15 protein-coding genes are annotated in these 17,865 nt (G+C 46.6%); 5 read left to right on the plus strand and 10 right to left on the minus strand.

Annotation, left to right across the window (positions count from 1 at the left end; genetic code table 11):
* Positions 1-469: 469 nt before the first annotated feature.
* The 4 genes from BEL04_RS23525 to BEL04_RS23540 form a co-directional block, all read right to left on the minus strand.
* Complete coding sequence (locus BEL04_RS23525) at positions 470-4,204, minus strand: ATP-binding protein (protein ID WP_066008188.1); 3,735 nt, start codon at positions 4,202-4,204, stop codon at positions 470-472.
* Between the two features lie 73 nt (positions 4,205-4,277).
* Positions 4,278-5,159 (minus strand): ACP S-malonyltransferase, encoded by an 882-nt coding sequence (fabD, locus tag BEL04_RS23530; RefSeq protein ID WP_066008191.1) that lies wholly within the window; start codon positions 5,157-5,159, stop codon positions 4,278-4,280.
* Positions 5,160-5,277: 118 nt separating this feature from the next.
* Positions 5,278-5,916: a GTP cyclohydrolase I FolE gene (gene folE, locus BEL04_RS23535; RefSeq protein ID WP_066008193.1), complete on the minus strand. Its 639-nt coding sequence runs from the start codon at positions 5,914-5,916 to the stop codon at positions 5,278-5,280.
* Between the two features lies 1 nt (position 5,917).
* Entirely contained in the window at positions 5,918-6,337 is a 420-nt protein-coding gene (locus BEL04_RS23540; RefSeq protein ID WP_066008270.1) for a 6-carboxytetrahydropterin synthase, read from the minus strand.
* Between the two features lie 109 nt (positions 6,338-6,446).
* Between BEL04_RS23540 and mqnB the strand changes: the two genes are divergently transcribed.
* From mqnB to aat, 5 genes are all read left to right on the plus strand, one after another.
* Complete coding sequence (gene mqnB, locus BEL04_RS23545; RefSeq protein WP_066008195.1) at positions 6,447-7,064, plus strand: futalosine hydrolase; 618 nt, start codon at positions 6,447-6,449, stop codon at positions 7,062-7,064.
* 7 nt (positions 7,065-7,071) lie between these two features.
* Positions 7,072-7,917 (plus strand): menaquinone biosynthesis family protein, encoded by an 846-nt coding sequence (locus BEL04_RS23550; protein WP_066008271.1) that lies wholly within the window; start codon positions 7,072-7,074, stop codon positions 7,915-7,917.
* A 232-nt stretch (positions 7,918-8,149) separates the two neighbouring features.
* Positions 8,150-10,117 carry a DUF3857 domain-containing protein gene (locus BEL04_RS23555; protein ID WP_175404143.1) on the plus strand — a complete coding sequence of 656 codons (1,968 nt, stop codon included), beginning with the start codon at positions 8,150-8,152 and terminating at the stop codon, positions 10,115-10,117.
* A gap of 3 nt (positions 10,118-10,120) precedes the next feature.
* The gene (locus BEL04_RS23560) at positions 10,121-12,055 is read left to right on the plus strand and encodes a DUF3857 and transglutaminase domain-containing protein (protein WP_066008199.1); all 1,935 of its coding nucleotides are present in this window, start codon (positions 10,121-10,123) and stop codon (positions 12,053-12,055) included.
* A gap of 11 nt (positions 12,056-12,066) precedes the next feature.
* Positions 12,067-12,696, plus strand: a complete 630-nt coding sequence (aat, locus tag BEL04_RS23565; RefSeq protein ID WP_066008201.1) for a leucyl/phenylalanyl-tRNA--protein transferase — start codon at positions 12,067-12,069, stop codon at positions 12,694-12,696.
* 180 nt (positions 12,697-12,876) lie between these two features.
* Here the strand turns inward: aat and BEL04_RS23570 are convergent, their stop codons facing one another.
* The 6 genes from BEL04_RS23570 to BEL04_RS23595 form a co-directional block, all read right to left on the minus strand.
* Positions 12,877-13,890 carry a zinc-binding alcohol dehydrogenase family protein gene (locus BEL04_RS23570; RefSeq protein WP_066008202.1) on the minus strand — a complete coding sequence of 338 codons (1,014 nt, stop codon included), beginning with the start codon at positions 13,888-13,890 and terminating at the stop codon, positions 12,877-12,879.
* 182 nt (positions 13,891-14,072) lie between these two features.
* Complete coding sequence (locus tag BEL04_RS23575; protein WP_066008203.1) at positions 14,073-14,861, minus strand: SDR family oxidoreductase; 789 nt, start codon at positions 14,859-14,861, stop codon at positions 14,073-14,075.
* Between the two features lie 22 nt (positions 14,862-14,883).
* Complete coding sequence (locus tag BEL04_RS23580) at positions 14,884-15,714, minus strand: amidohydrolase (RefSeq protein ID WP_066008204.1); 831 nt, start codon at positions 15,712-15,714, stop codon at positions 14,884-14,886.
* Positions 15,704-16,558, minus strand: coding sequence for a fumarylacetoacetate hydrolase family protein (locus tag BEL04_RS23585; RefSeq protein WP_066008206.1), 855 nt, complete (start codon positions 16,556-16,558; stop codon positions 15,704-15,706). The genes BEL04_RS23580 and BEL04_RS23585 overlap by 11 nt, the downstream gene beginning before the upstream one ends.
* Before the next feature lie 112 nt (positions 16,559-16,670).
* Positions 16,671-17,435, minus strand: coding sequence for an SDR family NAD(P)-dependent oxidoreductase (locus BEL04_RS23590; RefSeq protein ID WP_066008208.1), 765 nt, complete (start codon positions 17,433-17,435; stop codon positions 16,671-16,673).
* 100 nt (positions 17,436-17,535) lie between these two features.
* Positions 17,536-17,865, minus strand: a complete 330-nt coding sequence (locus tag BEL04_RS23595; RefSeq protein WP_066008210.1) for an L-rhamnose mutarotase — start codon at positions 17,863-17,865, stop codon at positions 17,536-17,538.

Below are 17,865 nucleotides of genomic sequence, written 5' to 3' on the forward strand. Positions count from 1 at the left end.
AGTGTTAACTCATTCAATTGATATCAAAATACATGTTCTGATATCAAATTGTTAACAAATATAACTCATAGTTTTAAACTTTGTTTTTTTAAGATTATACAACAGGTAACATTTTTGTGAATATGTGAATAGGTTGACACGGCGATGACAGTTATTATTTGTGCCAACATAGGGCAGGCAAAAAACACAAATGAACGAATGACCGGTGAACCAATGACCGGCCAACACAGGCTTCTTCGGTATTTTCGATCAGTTATTGATTTTTTACCGATGCAAATCAAAACAATCATTTATCAATTCAATCCCTGCCTGCCGGCAGGCAGGCTTCAATCATTGACAGCAGGGGGGAAATTGTAAGAAATTTTTCGGGGTTTCCGCAGCTTTTAACCTTGCGTTTTTAAGCATGCAGCCCGGTATACAATATACTCATTTTTTGCAGGAATTTCAAATATTTGCAGCCCGGTTCATGCTACGTCGCAGCCTGAAAACTGATATAAAAAGTGGTGCCCTTACCCAGTTCGGTATCAAACGATATGGTGCCGCCTGCATATTCGATGGCGTTTTTTACAAGCGCCAACCCAAGGCCGGTACCCGAGCTTTTGGTAGTAAAGTTCGGGGCGAATATCCGTTCGCGCAAAGCTTCGGGTATGCCGCTGCCATTGTCGGTAATCCGGATGTGTATTTCGTTGCCGGCTATGTTATAATCAATCCTGACCACGCCGCGCCTTTCGGCCGGAACGGCTTCAATGGCGTTTTTAAGCAGGTTGTTAAAGCAGCGCAATATCTGGTCTTTATCTGCCATGATATAAAAATCGCTGTTTGCGGGTTCGTAAACGATATCTAAATTATCGGTTTGTTTAAAAATGTTGGTCGCCTGGGTTATGATGTCAAAAATATTAAAACGCTCTACCCTGGTTTCGGGCATTTTGGCAAAGTTGGAGAATTCGCTCGCGATGCGCGACAGGCTGTCGATCTGCTCCACAAACGATTTACTGAAGCGCTCAAACTTCAGGTCGAATTTGGGGTCTTTATCCCGCCAGGCTTTTTCGAGCAATTGTAAACCTAATTTTAACGGGGTTAGCGGGTTCTTGATTTCGTGCGCTACCTGCTTGGCCATTTCGCGCCAGGCGTTTTCTCTTTCTGATTGGGCCAGCTTTTGGGCGCTGTTCTCCAGCGCAGCTATCATTTTATTATATTCTTTGATCAGCGACCCGATCTCATCATTATGCTGCCATTGTATCGGCTCGTTTTTGCGGCCGTAAATGGTGTTGCTTAAGCTTTGCTGGATAAGCGTTAACGGCGTAGTGATCTGCCGGGCCACAACTATCGCAAACAGGCCTATGGCAATAAATACCAGCGCATACACATTGATCATGGTATTTAAAAAGGCGCCCACGCGCTCGCGGTACTCGGCTTCATTGGCAAAATAAGGCAGCTGTAAAAAACCGATGATATCGTGTTTGGCGGTCCTAAGGGGCGCGTAAGCCGCCTTATAATCCAGGGTGCCTATAACCTCGGGGTTTATAAAGCCCGATTTTTGTAACCGGCTCGAATAAATAAATGCTTTGGCATTCATTCGGGGTTCGATCAAACCGGCTTCGTACAGCTTGGGTTGGGTGGTCAGCAGTTCCCTGCCTTCCTTATCATACAGGGTAAGGTCGGCCGAGTAAGTGTTGGCAAAAGTGTTGAACTCCAGTTGAGCCGATTCGGTACCGGCCTCCGAGATGTTTTTGGCGAGGCTTAATTTTTCGAATGCGATGGAAATGCGTGCCATCTTATCGTGAATGATCTCGTCCTGCTGGCTGATATACTGGTTACGGACTGACAAAAAGGTAATAACTCCAATGATAAACAGTGTGATCACTACCGCAAAAACCATCGAAACCTGGATACGCGTTTTGTACAGCACCTTGTCAAAGTTTTCCCAGAACATCCATTTAACCGATTTTATCTTGATCAGGGTCCGGTAGTTTTTCCATAAATAGATAAGCCCCAATAAGATCAGCGTGAATGCAAGGAACACCAGGAAGAAAAAGGTGAGCGATGTGATGCCGCTGTAAAACATATCGTCTTCTTTCGTGATCACAATAATATCCCGCTCCGATGGCTGGTAGATCAGGTGCGAATAGTGCGTCTTATCAGCGCCGGAGCCGCCATCACCAACAGTGCTTTTGTACACATATTGTTTAAGCTTGCCCGAAAAATCGAAGTTGGCGAGGCTGTAAATATACTTGCCGCTTTGATTAAGCAACTTGCCATCGCTGTAAAAGGCGTACGAGTATCCTTTAAAATCATCGGGCTGGTTTAGCGGGCTCTCGGTAAGCAGTTCGGGAAACGGTTCTGTACTTCTGAAAGGCTTCGATTCGAGCCCGATGACCAGTGTGCCCAGTGTCGACGAGTCGGTCTGTATCGGGATCATGGCGAAGTAGTTCTGAAACCCGAAAGTATTATTGGGCTGATAAAAATACCGGGTATGGGCAACTTTGATGGCACTTACCTGTACCAGCTGCTTAAAATCGTTCAGGTCGAACAGTTCGCTGCCCGATATCCACCTGTCCTGGTTGTCGTACTCGTAGGTTTTAACATCATATTTTGAAAGATAGCCATCAAAGTATAATTTTTGAAACCTGTTGTGCAGGTAGCCCTGGTTGTGCGAATGATCTTTAAAGTACTTAAAAACCACACTGTCGGTCAGTATCTGATCTTCTATCTGGGTAAAGAGGTATTCGGCGGCCGGATCGCTGGCCGATTCGAGCTTTTGTGCCAGTATTTTACGGGTTTCTTTTTCTTTGGCCGATTGAAATACATAAAGTTTAACCGACGAAACCGATGAGCAGATAATGATGATGCCGATATAGGTTAAGGCGCTGAACTTTCCCGAATCGTAAAAAACTGCGTAACCCCGGATAATAACCAGCAGCGACCATAGCAGGTAAAAATCCGAATAGTCTTTCCGGATGATCTGGTATGCTGTAACGGTAAAGATGAGCGACAGGAAAATGATCAGTTTGTGCACATGGGGCACATTCAGCTTCAGGTTCAGATATAAAACCGTCTCGCTAAAAAGGACAAAGATCAGAAACCCAAAGCATAAGGTGATGACCCCGACGATACTGAACGAGGTGAGATTGAGCACATTATTAACATCGAAATTGATATTCGAGTTAAATATCAGGGTTTTAAATAAGACAAGCAGCGCCGTGGAAATGCCTATTAAAAACAACACGCACCCGACGCATATGGCGTAACTGCGGACCTTGTCCTGCACCGGCCGGATAAGCCTCGTGCGGTTAAGGTAAACAAATACCGAAAACCAGGTGAGCAGCAAAACGTTGATGACAAAATCGCCGAGCGAAGGGAACCCTGTATTTGAACCGTAATAAGACGGGTCGAATAAAGGTAAGTCGCTATAGATATCGGGCCACTTGTAATACAGGTTAATAAACCGCAATGCGATGATAAAAACCCCGATAATACCGAATGAGCTGAATATGTATCCCCTTTTTGCTACGCGGTGCGCCAGGTTATGCGTAAGGGCGCAAAGCAGCAGCAGGCCGGATAACCAGAGCAGTATCTGGATACGGGAAAAAAAAGGATTCGGGTTGTTGGCGATCAGTTTTACCGAAAACAGGTAGCGATGATCATAACTATAAATATCGTAACCCTTTTTATCACTATCATCGGTAAGGGCAATATTATCGTCCTGCAGCAGGTCGGTCGAAAAGGTATTCCGCAGGTAGGTGTTCTGGTAATTATATTTGTTTTTAACCGGGATAAAAAAGATAGCCGAAAAATCGCCAGCCGTTTTTTTAATCGCTTCGTAATAACCATTCGGCTGCCTGATGAACGAATGCCCCTCGCTGACCAGTGATGCATCATCGGGCAGTACCCGTATGCCGCTCCAATAGCTTAGCTGGTTATGGTTATAGGTAGCGGCATATATCTTTTCGCTCTTGGCGACATCAACTAACTGCAAGGCGAAAGTCTCATCGTTATTGACGTTTTTTAAACGGTTAAAATTATCCGGATCGTTCAGGTAGCCGGCTACAAATTCTTCTTTCTGGTGTAAGTGCGTCTCGAGCGTTTTGGCGCTACTCGCGAGGTTATTGCCCGGGCTGTAGGTTTTGCGTGCTATAATCGCTGTTAAGAACAGGCTTAAGCAAATAAGCGCTAATAACCAGCGTATTTTAGCAGCAGAGTTCAATTGTTTTTTTACAAGATAGGCCGAATATAAACAGTACGCGATAAATTAACTAAAAGTTACCGCACCCTATAAACTACAAAGAGGCGCTTTCTGTTTGCACGGCACGGTCAACTTTTTTAACCAGGCCCTGCAAAACATTACCCGGGCCAACCTCAATAAACTGGGTGGCGCCATCCTGCCGCATGCGTTGCATGGTTTGGGTCCATTTTACGGGACCCGTCAGCTGTGCTATCAGGTTGGCTTTGATGCTATCGGCATCGGTATAAGGTTTGGCATCAACGTTTTGGTAAACCGGGCAAACCGGGCTCTTAATTTCGGTAGCCAGGATAGCGGTTTCCAGTTCTTTTTTGGCCAGCTCCATCAATGGCGAGTGGAAAGCACCGCCTACATTTAATTTAAGCGCACGTTTTGCACCGGCGGCAAGCAGCAGTTCGCAGGCATGGTCGACCCCGGCAATCGTGCCCGAAATAACCAGCTGGCCAGGGCAATTGTAGTTTGCGGGAACAACCACGTCGCTCACGCGTTCGCAAATGTCTTCAACCGTAAAATCGTCCAGACCTAAAATGGCTGCCATAGTTGATGGCTGCACCTCGCAGGCTTTTTGCATAGCGTTGGCACGTGCCGCAACCAAACGGACGCCATCCCCGAAAGATAATGCCCCGGCCGATACCAGCGCCGAAAACTCGCCCAGCGAGTGGCCGGCTACCATTTCGGGCTGAAACCTGTCGCCCAAAGTTTTGGCTAAGATTACCGAGTGTAAAAATATGGCGGGCTGGGTAACGTTGGTTTGTTTAAGGTCCTCATCGGTACCGTTAAACATCACGTCGGTTATCCTGAAGCCCAGTATCTGGTTGGCTTGTTCAAAAAGTTCGCGTGCGTATGCAGATGCTTCGTAAATATCTTTACCCATGCCCACAAACTGGGCGCCTTGTCCTGGAAAAATGTATGCTTTCATGTGTTAGTTAGCCCCCTAACCCCCTAAAGGGGGAACAAAAGAGCATAATTGGTTTAATATTTTGTTAGTTAATCATTGTTGATTTTCATATTACCCCCTTTAAGGGGTAGTGGGCCTTTTAGCTCAACTTAGACGATATCAAATGTAAAAATTCGGCGCGGGTTTTATCCTTCAAAAATTCGCCCGTAAATGCCGATGTGGTGGTTACCGAGTTTTGCTTTTGTACACCGCGCATGCTCATGCATAAATGCCTGCACTCCATAACAACGGCAACGCCCAGTGGTTTCAGCGTTCCCTGTATGCAATCGCGTATCTCGTTGGTTAAACGTTCCTGTACCTGCAGGCGGCGGGCAAAGGCATCAACCACGCGCGGTATCTTGCTCAACCCAACTACGTGCCCGTTAGGGATGTAGGCAATATGGGCCTTGCCAAAAAACGGCAGCATGTGGTGCTCACACATCGAGTATATTTCAATATCCTTCACTACAACCATCTGGCTGTAGTCTTCGGTAAACATGGCCGAGTTGAGTATCTCGGTCGGGTTCAAATCGTAGCCGTGCGTTAAATACAGCAGGGCCTTGGCTACGCGCTCGGGGGTTTTTAATAAACCTTCGCGTTGCGGGTCCTCGCCCACATGTTTTAATATCTCCTGGTAATGGCTCGATATGCTGCTGATCAGATCGGGGTTATAACGGTCTATCTTTACATAGCCGTCAAGTTCTTCGCCGGCTAAATGATGGTGGTCGTGATTGCTCATATTATTCTTCGCCAAAATACTCGGCGCTGTTATTTTCGGTTTCGTATAGTTTTACCGAGTGTAAAAACACGCCCTCGTGTGCCTCTATCGGTGCTTTTAACTGGTTAAATATTTCGATGCAAAGCAACTCTGTCGAAGCCATTTTGCCTTTCATAAACTCCACATCGAGGTTAATGTTCTTGTGGTCGAGTTTCTCGATAACGTGCTCGTTAATGATCACCTTCAGATCTTTCAGGTCGATCAGGTAACCTGTGGCGTGCGTAACATGCCCTTTAACGGTAACAAACAAATTGTAATTATGCCCGTGCCAGTTAGGGTTGGCGCATTTGCCAAATACTTCGAGGTTTTTTTCGAGGCTCCATTCGTCGCGGTACATTTTGTGGGCCGCGTTAAAATGCTCTTTTCGTGTAATGTAGATCATCATAACAATTGTGCTGCAAACTTACGTAAAATATTTACCTATAAATTCGTGCCCGGTATCATTACCCTGTAAAAAACCGGATGATAGTTTTACCTTAGCTTTAATGCCCATGCAAATATTAATAGTTGCCGCTACTGCGGATGAGATAAGCCCATTGGCCAGCCATTGTGGTGATAACCAGCCATTTGCCGTTTTGATTACCGGCGTGGGTATGGTTGCCACGGCTTTTGCTTTGGGCCGGCATTTGGCTGTAAACAATTACGATCTGGTGGTCAACCTGGGTATTGCCGGTAGTTTCGACCGGAGCATCGGGCTTGGCGAGGTTGTCGAGATTGCCGAAGACCGCATTGCCGAACTTGGCGCGCAGGACGATGAGGCGTTTTTATCAATCGAAGCTTTAGGTTTCGGCGAAAGCGATTTTTATCCTGAAAGGATGATCACCCAACTGAGAAAGGTAAGAGCTATCACTGTGAATACCGTTCACGGGAACGAGGCGAGTATCGCAAAGATCAGTAACCGGTTGCAGCCGCAATTAGAGAGCATGGAAGGCGCTGCATTTTTTTATGCCTGCAAACAGGCGGGTGTTGCCGGAGTACAGATCAGGGCTGTGTCAAATTACGTCGAAAAGCGCAACCGCAATGCCTGGAAGATAGGCCTTGCCATTAAAAATTTGAATAGTTTTGCCGTTGATCTGCTACAGCAGTTACTGGCAGACGATGATAAATAACACCGCCATGCAACTCACCCTCGGTTTTTCGCCCTGCCCTAACGATACTTTTATTTTCGACGCGCTTATCCACCATAAGATCGACACCGAAGGATTAGAGTTCGAGGTGTTTTTTGACGACGTGGAAACCCTCAACCAAAAAGCGTTTAAAGGTATGTTGGATGTGACCAAGCTCAGCTATCATGCCCTTGCCTATGTCACCGATCAGTATGCGTTACTGGATTCGGGCAGCGCTTTGGGCTTTGGTGTGGGGCCAATGCTGATCTCGAAAGAGCAAATCGCAGCCGCAGATTTAGAGAGAGAGCCTTTAGGTTATAAGATAGGTATCCCGGGGAAATATACCACCGCCAACTTTTTATTGGGATTGGCTTTTCCGGAGGCAAAGAACAAACAGGAACTGGTTTTCTCTGAGATCGAAGATGCTTTGTTAAATGAGCAGATCGATATCGGCCTCATCATCCACGAGAACCGCTTTACCTACCAGGATAAAGGCCTGCATAAGATCATCGATCTGGGCGATTACTGGGAAAAGCAAACCGGCTGCGCTATACCTTTAGGCGGTATCGTAGTTAAACGCTCGCTGCCGTCGGATGTGCAGCTAAAACTAAACCGCGTACTGCGTAAATCCGTCGAGTTTGCTTTTGCCAATCCAAAGTCGGGATTGGATTTTATCCGTCAGCACTCGCAGGAAATGAGCGAGGAAGTGATGTACAAGCATATCGGCCTTTACGTTAACCAATACTCGGCCGACTTGGGTACCGAGGGCCGCAAAGCCATCAGGCTGATGTTTGATAAAGCGCTGGAGAATAAAGTTATCCCGCCAATCACACAAAAAATATTCCTGACAGAATAGCGAATCCACAAAATAAAAAAGGTTGCAGTAACCAGCTGCAACCAAACCAAATTAAACTAAATAATGTATTTCACCTTTTACGTGTGGATCGCATTTAAAGTTTCAGTGTGAAGCTAAAAATGCGTACGTATGGTTGTTTGACCCTGCCTTTGAGCCATGGTTTAATTCAATGAATAAATATTTCTGAATTTCGGTTACAATGGTTATTTTTCCGGGGAATAATAACCCCGAAATGAAAAAAACTATTACGCTGATTACCTTTTGCCTGGCTACGTGTACAGCTTTTGCCCAGTTGCAAAAAATAACCTATGGTAAAGTCGATATAGCCGATCTTGAACTGAAGCAGTGCGATTTTGAGAAAGACGCAAATGCGATGGTGCTTTATGACAAAGGAGAGGTGTACTATGATGACCGCTTCAACATCATTATGGAGCGCATAAAGCGCATCAAAATATTTAACGATAAAGGTAAGGATGAGGCCAACATCCGCATACCGTATTATGCCTTCTTTAGTAACAATGGTGTCCGCGAATCGATAACCGGCATACAAGCCGAAACCATAAACGAAGTAAATGGCAAAGCCGAGATCACTAAGCTCGACTCGAAACTTATTTACAACCAGGTGGTCGATAAAGTTGAAAAAGCCATTGTGTTTACCTTCCCTAATGTAAAACCAGGCTCGGTGCTTGAGTTTAAATACCGCTGGCAAACAAGCGTATACTCCGATGTGCCCGATTGGTATTTTCAAACCCAGATGCCTGTGCGCTACAGCGAATACGATACAGAGATACCCAACTGGTTTTATTTTAAAAACCAAAGCAAGGGTTATATTCCTTATGTATACAACAAAACAGAATCGGGCGACGCCAAAAGCATTGGGCAATATACCATTCTTACCACCAGGCAAACCCGGGCAATGGCTTCAGTGCCTTCTCTTGTCGACGAGCCTTACATGCGCTCGAGAGCGGATAACCTGGCCTGCGTTTTATTAGAGCTGGTGTCTGTACAGGCCGAAGGCGATTTTGTTCATACCGTACCCAATAGCTGGCCTAAAGTTGGCGGAGCGCTTGCCGATGACGAAGATTTTGGCGATCAGCTGAAAAAGAAACTTAAAGGCGAAGAAGAAATTATTGCCAAAGCCAAAACCATGCATACTGATGATGAAAAGATAGCTTACATTTTTAATACGGTAAAAAACCGGATGAAATGGAACGAGGTCGACCGCTGGTATACTAACGATGGTACGCCAAAAGCCTGGGAAAAACAAACCGGTAACGCAACCGAAATCAACATCATCGTATACCATTTGTTAAAAGCTGCCGGCGTAAAAGCTTACCCTATGGTAGTAAGCACCCGTAATCATGGAGTAGTGAATGGTGCCTACCCCTATCTGTCGCAATTTAACCGTGCTGTAACCTACGTGCCGGTAGACAGCGCCCGGCGTTATATATTAGATGCCAGCAACAAGTACAATACGTATAACGAAATACCCGACGAGCTTTTAAACTCATCGGGCCTGTACATCAGTAAAGATGACAAGGTGTTCGATATTTTATACCTAAATAAAGATCAGCCTGCTCGCCAGATCGTAATGGTTACGGCCGAAATTAAACCTGATGGAAAAATGGAAGGCAATGCCGAGATCAGCAGTAGCAGTTATTTTAAACAAAAACGTACAGAGCAATACAAAAAGGATGGCGAGGAAAAGTACAGGGCATTCCTGAAAGATAATGATAACAACCTTAGTATAGCCGATCTGAAACTCGAGGACCTGGACGTCGACACATTGCCTTTAAGTCAGAAATTAAACTTTAAGCTCGCCCTTACCGGATCAGACGATAATTACATTTACTTCAACCCCAATCTGTTCAGCGGGCTTAAAACTAATCCCTTTTTGAGTGAGACGCGCGCCACCAACATCGACTTTGGCTACCTCACAAATTATTCTATCAACGGCTCGTACAAGATACCGGCTGGCTACAAGATAGACGCTTTACCCAAGAACATGACCCTGGTGATGCCTGACCAGAGCATTTCTTTCAGGCGCATTGTGATGGAGCAGGATGGGGCAATAATAGTCCGATACGTGATCAATTCCAAAAAAGCGATCTTCCTTAAAGAACAGTATCCCGAGTTCTACAATTTCTATAAAAAAATGAACGAGATGCTCAACGAACAGATCGTGTTGAAAAAAGGCTAAATAATGTGTCAAAGTTTTATCAAACGGGTCGCCATAACTGTAATACCGGCTATACTTTATGCTTTAACTATTTGCGGACAGGACAAGATACCTGCTGATCTGTACAAAGCCGCGACTATTCCTGATTCCTTAAAAAAAGACGCCAACGCAGTAGTGCGGTATAGCTACAACGAGATTATCGTCAAGGCAGCAGGCAAAGCAGTCTTCAAATCGCACACCGTAGTTACTGTTTTAAACGAGAAGGCTGCGGAAAAAGCGACGATGCTATTATTTTATCAGAAAAAATTCAGCAATGTTGCCGCCGCCGATATGATTGTTTATGATGCCGACGGTAAAGTGATCAAAAAATACCACAAGGGCGATATGTACGATCGTTCGGCTGTGAGCGCTGAGTCCATCATCGACGATGAGCGCCTGATGGTTGTTGAGCACAGCATCGTCAATTACCCGGTCACCATCGAGCAGACTACGGAGCTCGACCGCAACAGCTACCTCGATTTGTTTTCGTGGCAGATACTGGAACCAGAGCTGTCTGTACAAAACTCAACCTACAAAATAACCGTCGGCCCCATGCTTGGGTTCAGGTATAAAAACAGCAACACCACCATTACGCCCAGAAAGGAAGCGGCAAATGGATTGGATACCTATACCTGGACCGCCGGCAACCTTAAAGCTGTAAAGCTCGAAGAAGACTGCGTAGCCTGGCGCGTGCTGCCAAAAATTTCGTTTGCTACCGATGCATTCGAGTATAATGGCATCGCCGGCGATATCAGCAGCTGGGCCAGTTACGGTAAATGGCAACTGGCACTAAATGCCGATGTATGCTCGTTAAGGCCTGCGCGCGAAGAAGAGGTGCGACAAATGACGGCCGGCATTGCCAACGATAAGGATAAAGTGAAGTTTTTGTACGGATACCTGCAAAAAAACATGCGGTACGTGAGTATACAATTAGGGCTTGGCGGACTTAAGCCGTTCCCGGCAACATTTGTCGATGAGAAGAAATACGGCGATTGCAAGGCACTGGCAAATTACATGGGCGCTTTGCTCAAAGCGGTAAATATACCATCGTACTACGCTATTGTACGCGCAGGTGAAAACGAAGAACCTGCCGATCCGAATTTTCCTTTCGATCCTTTTAATCACATTATTCTTTGCGTACCGTTAAAGGGCGATACTACCTGGCTGGAGTGTACCAGCAACACACAGCAATTTGGCAAACTGGGCGCTTTTACCGAAAACCGCAACGCGTTGCTCATTACACCGGAAGGTGGCAAACTGGTTAACACGCCGAGAAGCACCATGGCCGATAACCAATTTAAAAGCGAAGTACACATTATGCTGAACCCCGACGGCGGCGCCAGGGCCGAAGTAAAGATCAATACCAGCGGCGAATACCGTAACGCCTACCTGTCTTTAATGCAATTGAAGCTTGATGAGCAGAAGCAGGCGCTTATCCGTACGCTGAACATGAAACAGCCATCGGTTTTAAACATTCAGCCCGGTGATGATAAAGACGGCATCAATCAGCTTACGCTGAATTTGGAGTACGAAACCTTTTTTGATATGGCTGCAGGTAACAAGCAGTTTTACCGACCGCGCGTGTTCGATCTGTGGCGCTTAACGGTACCGCCGCTCGAAAAGCGAAAGACGGATTATTATTTCGATCACCCTATGGCTAAAACCTGCGTTACCACGATTGATCTGCCGCCCGGTTTTGAAGTGGATGCTTTGCCTGCCAACGCCAGTTTAAAGTTTAGCTATGGCAGTTTCAGCATCAGTTATAACTACGATGCGGCAAAAAACCAGGTGATCAGTACTACTACATTTAACCTGACAGACCATATCATACCTGCCGCAAAATATACAGAGTTGCAGGAGTATATGGATAACATCAATAAAGCGCAAAATAAAAAACTGGTGATCCGCAGGAAGGCTTAATTTTGTGCCTGATGATCTTCAGGCTCGATGAACGTGTAATTTTCCCTGATCCGGCTTTAGCCGAAGAGGATGGCCTGCTGGCTATCGAGGGCGACCTGTCGCCCGAGAGGCTGATCCTGGCTTATCAAAACGGCATCTTCCCCTGGTACAGCGAAGGCGACCCTATCCTGTGGTTCGCTCCGCACCAAAGGTTTGTTTTGTTTCCTCATGAATTGCGTATCTCCAAAAGCATGAGGCAGGTCGTGCGCTCAAACAAGTTTAAGGTAACATTTAACCAGGCTTTTGCCGAAGTTATAGTGGCTTGCGCCGACGCCAGGCGCGAAGGACAGGATGGTACCTGGATAACCGCTGAAATGCAACAAGCCTATATCAACCTGAACAAATTAGGCATAGCACATTCGGTTGAAGTGTGGCAGGATGATGTATTAGCCGGCGGACTTTATGGCGTGGAAGTAAACAACATTTTTTGCGGCGAAAGCATGTTTAGTAAAATAAGCAATGCCTCAAAACTCGCGCTTATCACCCTGTGCCAAACCGGTAATTACCAGATGATCGACTGCCAGGTGTATACCGAACACCTCGAATCGATGGGCGCGAGGATGATACCGCGCGATGAATACATGGCTATGCTTAAATCGTAAAATCTGCTTTTTAACTCCACCATATCATTTCGAAGGAGCAAGGGACGGAATGAGCGGTAGCGTGACTGAGAAATCTTTTGCAAGCAGTATATACCGCACATCGCAGAAGGTTTCTCCTCATCCCGGCACTTCGCCCACCTTTATTCGTCGAAATGACACGAGGTAATTACCCTTAGGAAATTACAGCGATACCATCGCCTTAATCACCCCATTCACCGGGTCGAGCCAGTTTGCGAAATCATCCTTCACCTGGTCAAAATCAACCCGGTGGGTAATGTAGTTGGTCGGGTCGACCAAGCCTTTTTTCATCGACGCGATCACATGCTCAAAATCGGCCCTGGTTGCATTACGGCTGCTCATCAGCGTAGCTTCGCGTTTGTGAAACTCGGGGTGGCTGAAACTGATCTCGCCTTTTTGCAATCCTACCAAAACATACCTTGCGCCATGTGCCATGTATTGGAAAGCATTGGTAATAGCTTTCAAATTGCCGGTAGCGTCGATAACCACGGTTGGGTAATCGTTATTGGTGATGCGTTTCAATTCCTCATCCACATCCTGGCTTAAAGGATTAATGGTGTGATGCACCTTTAATTTATTCTTACAAAAATCAAGGCGGTTCTCGTTAATATCCATCGCAATAACCTGTGCGCCCGCAATGCGCGCAAACTCCATAATACCCAAACCGATGGGCCCTGCGCCTACCACCAATACAAATTCGCCCGGCTGCACATCCGCACGGCGGACGCCATGCGCGCCGATAGCCAAAGGCTCAACCAAAGCCAGCTCATCGGTGCTTAAACCCTCGCCATGGATGAGCGAGTACGAGGGCACCGAAACATATTCGGCCATGCCGCCATCGATATGCACCCCAAAAACTTTAATGTTGCTGCAGCAATTGGGCTTTCCGGAGCGGCATGCGATGCATACGCCACAATTAAAGTAAGGGATAAAAGTTACCGCTTCGCCCTTGGTAAAACCGGGCGCATCGTCAAAATCAATCAGCTCGCCACCCAACTCATGGCCCAAAATGCGCGGGTACGAAAAGAAGGGCTGTGTACCCTCGAAAGCGTGCAGATCGGTACCGCAAATGCCTATCCGGTTTATTTTGATGATGGCATGCCCTGGAGTTAATACGGGTTTAATTCCCTGCTGGTATTCAAAACTCCCCGGGGTGGTGCATACTAATGTTTTCATTGTATCAAGTGTTATATCAACAATTAAAAGATATTAAATAAAAAAATGTCATCCCGAACGATAGTGACAGATCTTCTGGTTCAGGCTCATAAGCTTTGCATGTACCAGAAGATTTCTCTTTCGCACCGACGCTCTATCCCACCGCTTGCTCTATCGAAATGACAATTTTTTTATGACCCTGCTTATGCGTTCGCCAGCGCCCGGTCCAGGTGCACATAGCCGCCATCCACGTGGATGATCTGCCCGGTAGTATGGCTCGATTTGGACGAAAGCAGGAACGCCGTTGCATTGGCAATCTCTTCGGATGTTGTCATGCGGTTCTCCAGTGGTATCTTCGAGGTGATCTCTTTCAGCTTTTCGTCCGGATTAGATAACGTTTTTATCCAGGTATCGTAAGCAGGTGTCCAGCATTCGGCAACAACAATGGCATTTACCCGGATGCCGTATTTCAGCAGCTCAACCGCCCACTCGCGGGTTAAGGCATTACGCCCGCCGTTGGCTGCGGCATAAGCCGAGGTATTGCCCTGCCCGGTTTCGGCAGTTTTCGAAGTGATATTCAAAATAGAGCCCTTGGATTTTTTCAACTCCGGCAATGCATAGTGCGCCATCAGGTAATAATGCACCACATTTTTATGCAGCGATTTCATAAAGGCTTCGTACGTGCCGTTCTCTAACCCAACACCATCATTTACGCCTGCATTATTCACCAGGCCGTCAATCCTGCCAAACTGTGCAACAACAGCTTCAACAGCTTTTTTGCACTCTTCAGGTTCGGATAATTCGGCCGCTACCTGGAAGGCTTTGCCGCCTGTGGCAGCAATGGCCGAAACCACCACTTCGTTATCAGCGGCATTGCGGCCCACAACTACAGGTATCGCCCCCTCATCGGCTAATACTTTGCATATGCCTTCGCCAATCCCTTTGGCGCCGCCCGTTACGATGATCACTTTATTATTGAGCTGTAAATTCATTGTTTTTGTTTTGATAGGATGACTATTGAATATTGTAAAAATTAACCGCGTTCTCGCCCCAGAAAACCGATTGTTCGCTTAAGGACAACGTCGAGGTATACTGCCTCACTATGTCGGCCATTTCGCTGTAGCTTGCAGCTACCTGGCAAACCGGCCAATCGGAGCCGAACATGACTTTCTCAACCCCGAACGATTCGAAAACTACATCCAGGTAGGGTTCAAAATCTTCGGGTTTCCATTTCGCCCAGTCGGCTTCGGTCACCATGCCCGATACCTTGCACCACACGTTATCCAGCTCGGCAATGGCGCGCATTTCTTTCGCCCAGTCAGCAATTTTATGATTTTTAATATCTGGTTTGGCAATATGATCGATCACGAATTTTTGATCAGGGAAAGCGTTCACAAATTCGGGAATGTATTGCAACTGATCGGTATAGATCAGGATATCGTATGTAAACCCATGTTTTTTTAATTTGCCGATGCCATTCATAAACTCCGGTTTCAGCATCAGCGCACGGTCTTCTTCGCCCTGCAATACATGTCGAAAACCTTTCATGTCGGCAAACTGACTGTAATAATCCAGCCGCTCCTCGATGTTTTTAGCGCGCAGATCAACCCAGCCTACCACACCTTTAATAAAATCGTTCTCGCTGGCAAGCTCCAGCAAAAAACTATTTTGCATTTCTGTTTGATCGGCCTGCACCGCAATACAGCCGTCGATATTGTTTTGCTGTAAGACAGGCGCCAGGTGGGCAGGGATAAAATCCCGCTGAATGGCCGCCATATCATCCGTTATCCAGCTATCTCTAACCGGGTCAAATATCCAGAAATGCTGGTGTGCATCAATCCGCATATGCTTTTAAGGTTTGTTTAGAAGTGCCCAAGCCATCTATGCCCAGCTCCACAACGTCGCCTGCTTTTAAATAAACAGGCGGGTTAAAGCCCAGGCCAACGCCGGCAGGCGTACCTGTTGATATTACATCGCCTGGCAGCAAGGTCATAAACTGGCTGATATACGAAATTAAGAAAGGTATTTTAAAGATGAAGTTAGATGTGTTGCCATCCTGCATTTTTTTACCGTTCACCGTCAGCCACAGGCGCAGGTTGTTTACGTCCTTAACTTCGTCGGGAGTAGCCAACACCGGGCCAAGCGGCGCGAAGGTATCACAGCCTTTGCCTTTATCCCAGGTACCGCCGCGCTCAATCTGGAACTCGCGCTCCGACACGTCGTTATGCAGCACATAGCCGGCTATGTAATTTTCGGCATCAGCTTCGCTTACGTAGGTGGCTTTTTTGCCGATAACAACAGCAATTTCTACTTCCCAATCGGTTTTAACCGAGTTTTTAGGGATGATGATATCATCGTTAGGGCCAACCAAAGCCGTGGTGCTTTTCATAAAGATGATCGGCTCGGGCGGGATGGCCGCACCGGTTTCGCGGGCGTGATCGGCATAGTTTAAGCCGATACAAACGATTTTTGATGGACGGGCAATCGGGCTGCCTAAGCGCGAGCCGGCAGGTATCTCGGCCAATTTGCCAGCATGCTGATCTAAAAATGCTTTCAGGCGATCAAGGCCGCCTGTCTCAAAAAAGCGTTCGTTATAATCTTCGCCCAAAGCCGAGGTATCAAAATATTTTCCATCCAGTTCAACACCTGTCTTTTCCTGGTTCAGCTGTCCGTATCGTATAAGTTTCATAAAGCCCCTCCTAAATCCTCCCCAGTAGGGAGGACTTAAAAAATTTAATTGTTATATAAGTTTTGTTGGCACCACCTTTCACCTCCCCTTCCGGGGGAGGCTGGGAGGGGGCCTAATTATTCAGTTTTATAAATCCCCCATCAATAGGGTAATCGCAGCCGGTGATGAACGATGCTTCATCCGAACATAAGTATAATATCAGGTTGGCGATCTCTTCGGGCGTGCCCATCCGGCCTATAGGCTGCGATTTGGATAGCTTATCAAACATTTCGGCTTCCTTGCCGGGATAGTTTTTGGCGATAAAGCCATCTACAAAAGGGGTATGTACCCTTGCCGGGGATATCGAATTACAACGGATGCCATCGTGAATATAATCGCGGGCCACAGATAAGGTCATGCCGTGGACGGCGCCTTTGGTCATAGAGTAGGCAAACCTGTCGGCAATGCCCACCACCGCGCCGATGGATGACATATTTAATATAGTTCCTTTACCACTACTCTTCATTAAAGGCAAAGCAGCATGCAGGCAATTGTAAACCCCTTTAACGTTGATATTGAACAAACGCACAAAATCTTCTTCGCTTGTGGTATCGGCCTTACCAACGTGGGCAACACCGGCGTTGTTCACCAAAATATCGATGGTTTGGATGTGATCGAACACCGCGCTCACCTGCTGCTGGTTGCTTACATCGCAAGCGTGGGCGTAAGCGATACCGCCGGCAGCTTCAATCTCGTCGACTACGTGCTGGCCGTTCTCCAGGTTCAATTCAATAATGTGCACCGCAGCACCCTGACGTGCAAAAACAGTGGCCACAGCTTTACCTATCCCGCTGCCGCCGCCCGTCACTACCGCTGTCTTTCCTTTTAGATCTAACATAGAAGCACCCTCTAAATTGCGTTAGCAATCATGAATTCCATGAAAAGCTAACATTTTATGAATAATCCCCCCCAAGGGGAGACACCTTTTTTATTGATTATTATAATTGAAAAATCTTATCCATAAACACCCACTTTTCGCCGGGTTTGGCGCCGGGTATAGCCTGCTGATATTTCCACATCAGCTGCTCCCACTCCTGCACCTTTGGATTTGCAGCGTCCATAGCAGCCTTACGTTCAAAACTGAAAGTATCGTCGGTCTCCATGGTCATAAACAAACGGTTACCAAAACGGTAGATCTCCATATTGGTAATGCCGGCATCCTTAATGCTGGCAATGATCTCGGGCCATACGTTGCGATGGTATTGTTCGTATTCGGCAATCAGTTGCGGGTCGTTAACCAGGTCGAGCGCTAAGCAGTAGTTGTTCAT

The sequence above is a fragment of the Mucilaginibacter sp. PPCGB 2223 genome, from assembly GCF_001705515.1.
GTDB lineage: Bacteria > Bacteroidota > Bacteroidia > Sphingobacteriales > Sphingobacteriaceae > Mucilaginibacter.

Coding starts and splice junctions, on each gene's coding strand:
- BEL04_RS23540 (WP_066008270.1), bottom strand. CDS start 6,337: ATGATCTACATTACACGAAAAGAGCATTTTAACGCGGCCCACAAAATG.
- BEL04_RS23585 (WP_066008206.1), bottom strand. CDS start 16,558: ATGAAACTTATACGATACGGACAGCTGAACCAGGAAAAGACAGGTGTT.
- BEL04_RS23550 (WP_066008271.1), top strand. CDS start 7,072: ATGCAACTCACCCTCGGTTTTTCGCCCTGCCCTAACGATACTTTTATT.
- BEL04_RS23575 (WP_066008203.1), bottom strand. CDS start 14,861: ATGAATTTACAGCTCAATAATAAAGTGATCATCGTAACGGGCGGCGCC.
- mqnB (WP_066008195.1), top strand. CDS start 6,447: ATGCAAATATTAATAGTTGCCGCTACTGCGGATGAGATAAGCCCATTG.
- BEL04_RS23595 (WP_066008210.1), bottom strand. CDS start 17,865: ATGAACAACTACTGCTTAGCGCTCGACCTGGTTAACGACCCGCAACTG.
- aat (WP_066008201.1), top strand. CDS start 12,067: ATGATCTTCAGGCTCGATGAACGTGTAATTTTCCCTGATCCGGCTTTA.
- folE (WP_066008193.1), bottom strand. CDS start 5,916: ATGAGCAATCACGACCACCATCATTTAGCCGGCGAAGAACTTGACGGC.
- BEL04_RS23590 (WP_066008208.1), bottom strand. CDS start 17,435: ATGTTAGATCTAAAAGGAAAGACAGCGGTAGTGACGGGCGGCGGCAGC.
- BEL04_RS23555 (WP_175404143.1), top strand. CDS start 8,150: ATGAAAAAAACTATTACGCTGATTACCTTTTGCCTGGCTACGTGTACA.
- fabD (WP_066008191.1), bottom strand. CDS start 5,159: ATGAAAGCATACATTTTTCCAGGACAAGGCGCCCAGTTTGTGGGCATG.
- BEL04_RS23580 (WP_066008204.1), bottom strand. CDS start 15,714: ATGCGGATTGATGCACACCAGCATTTCTGGATATTTGACCCGGTTAGA.
- BEL04_RS23570 (WP_066008202.1), bottom strand. CDS start 13,890: ATGAAAACATTAGTATGCACCACCCCGGGGAGTTTTGAATACCAGCAG.
- BEL04_RS23560 (WP_066008199.1), top strand. CDS start 10,121: ATGTGTCAAAGTTTTATCAAACGGGTCGCCATAACTGTAATACCGGCT.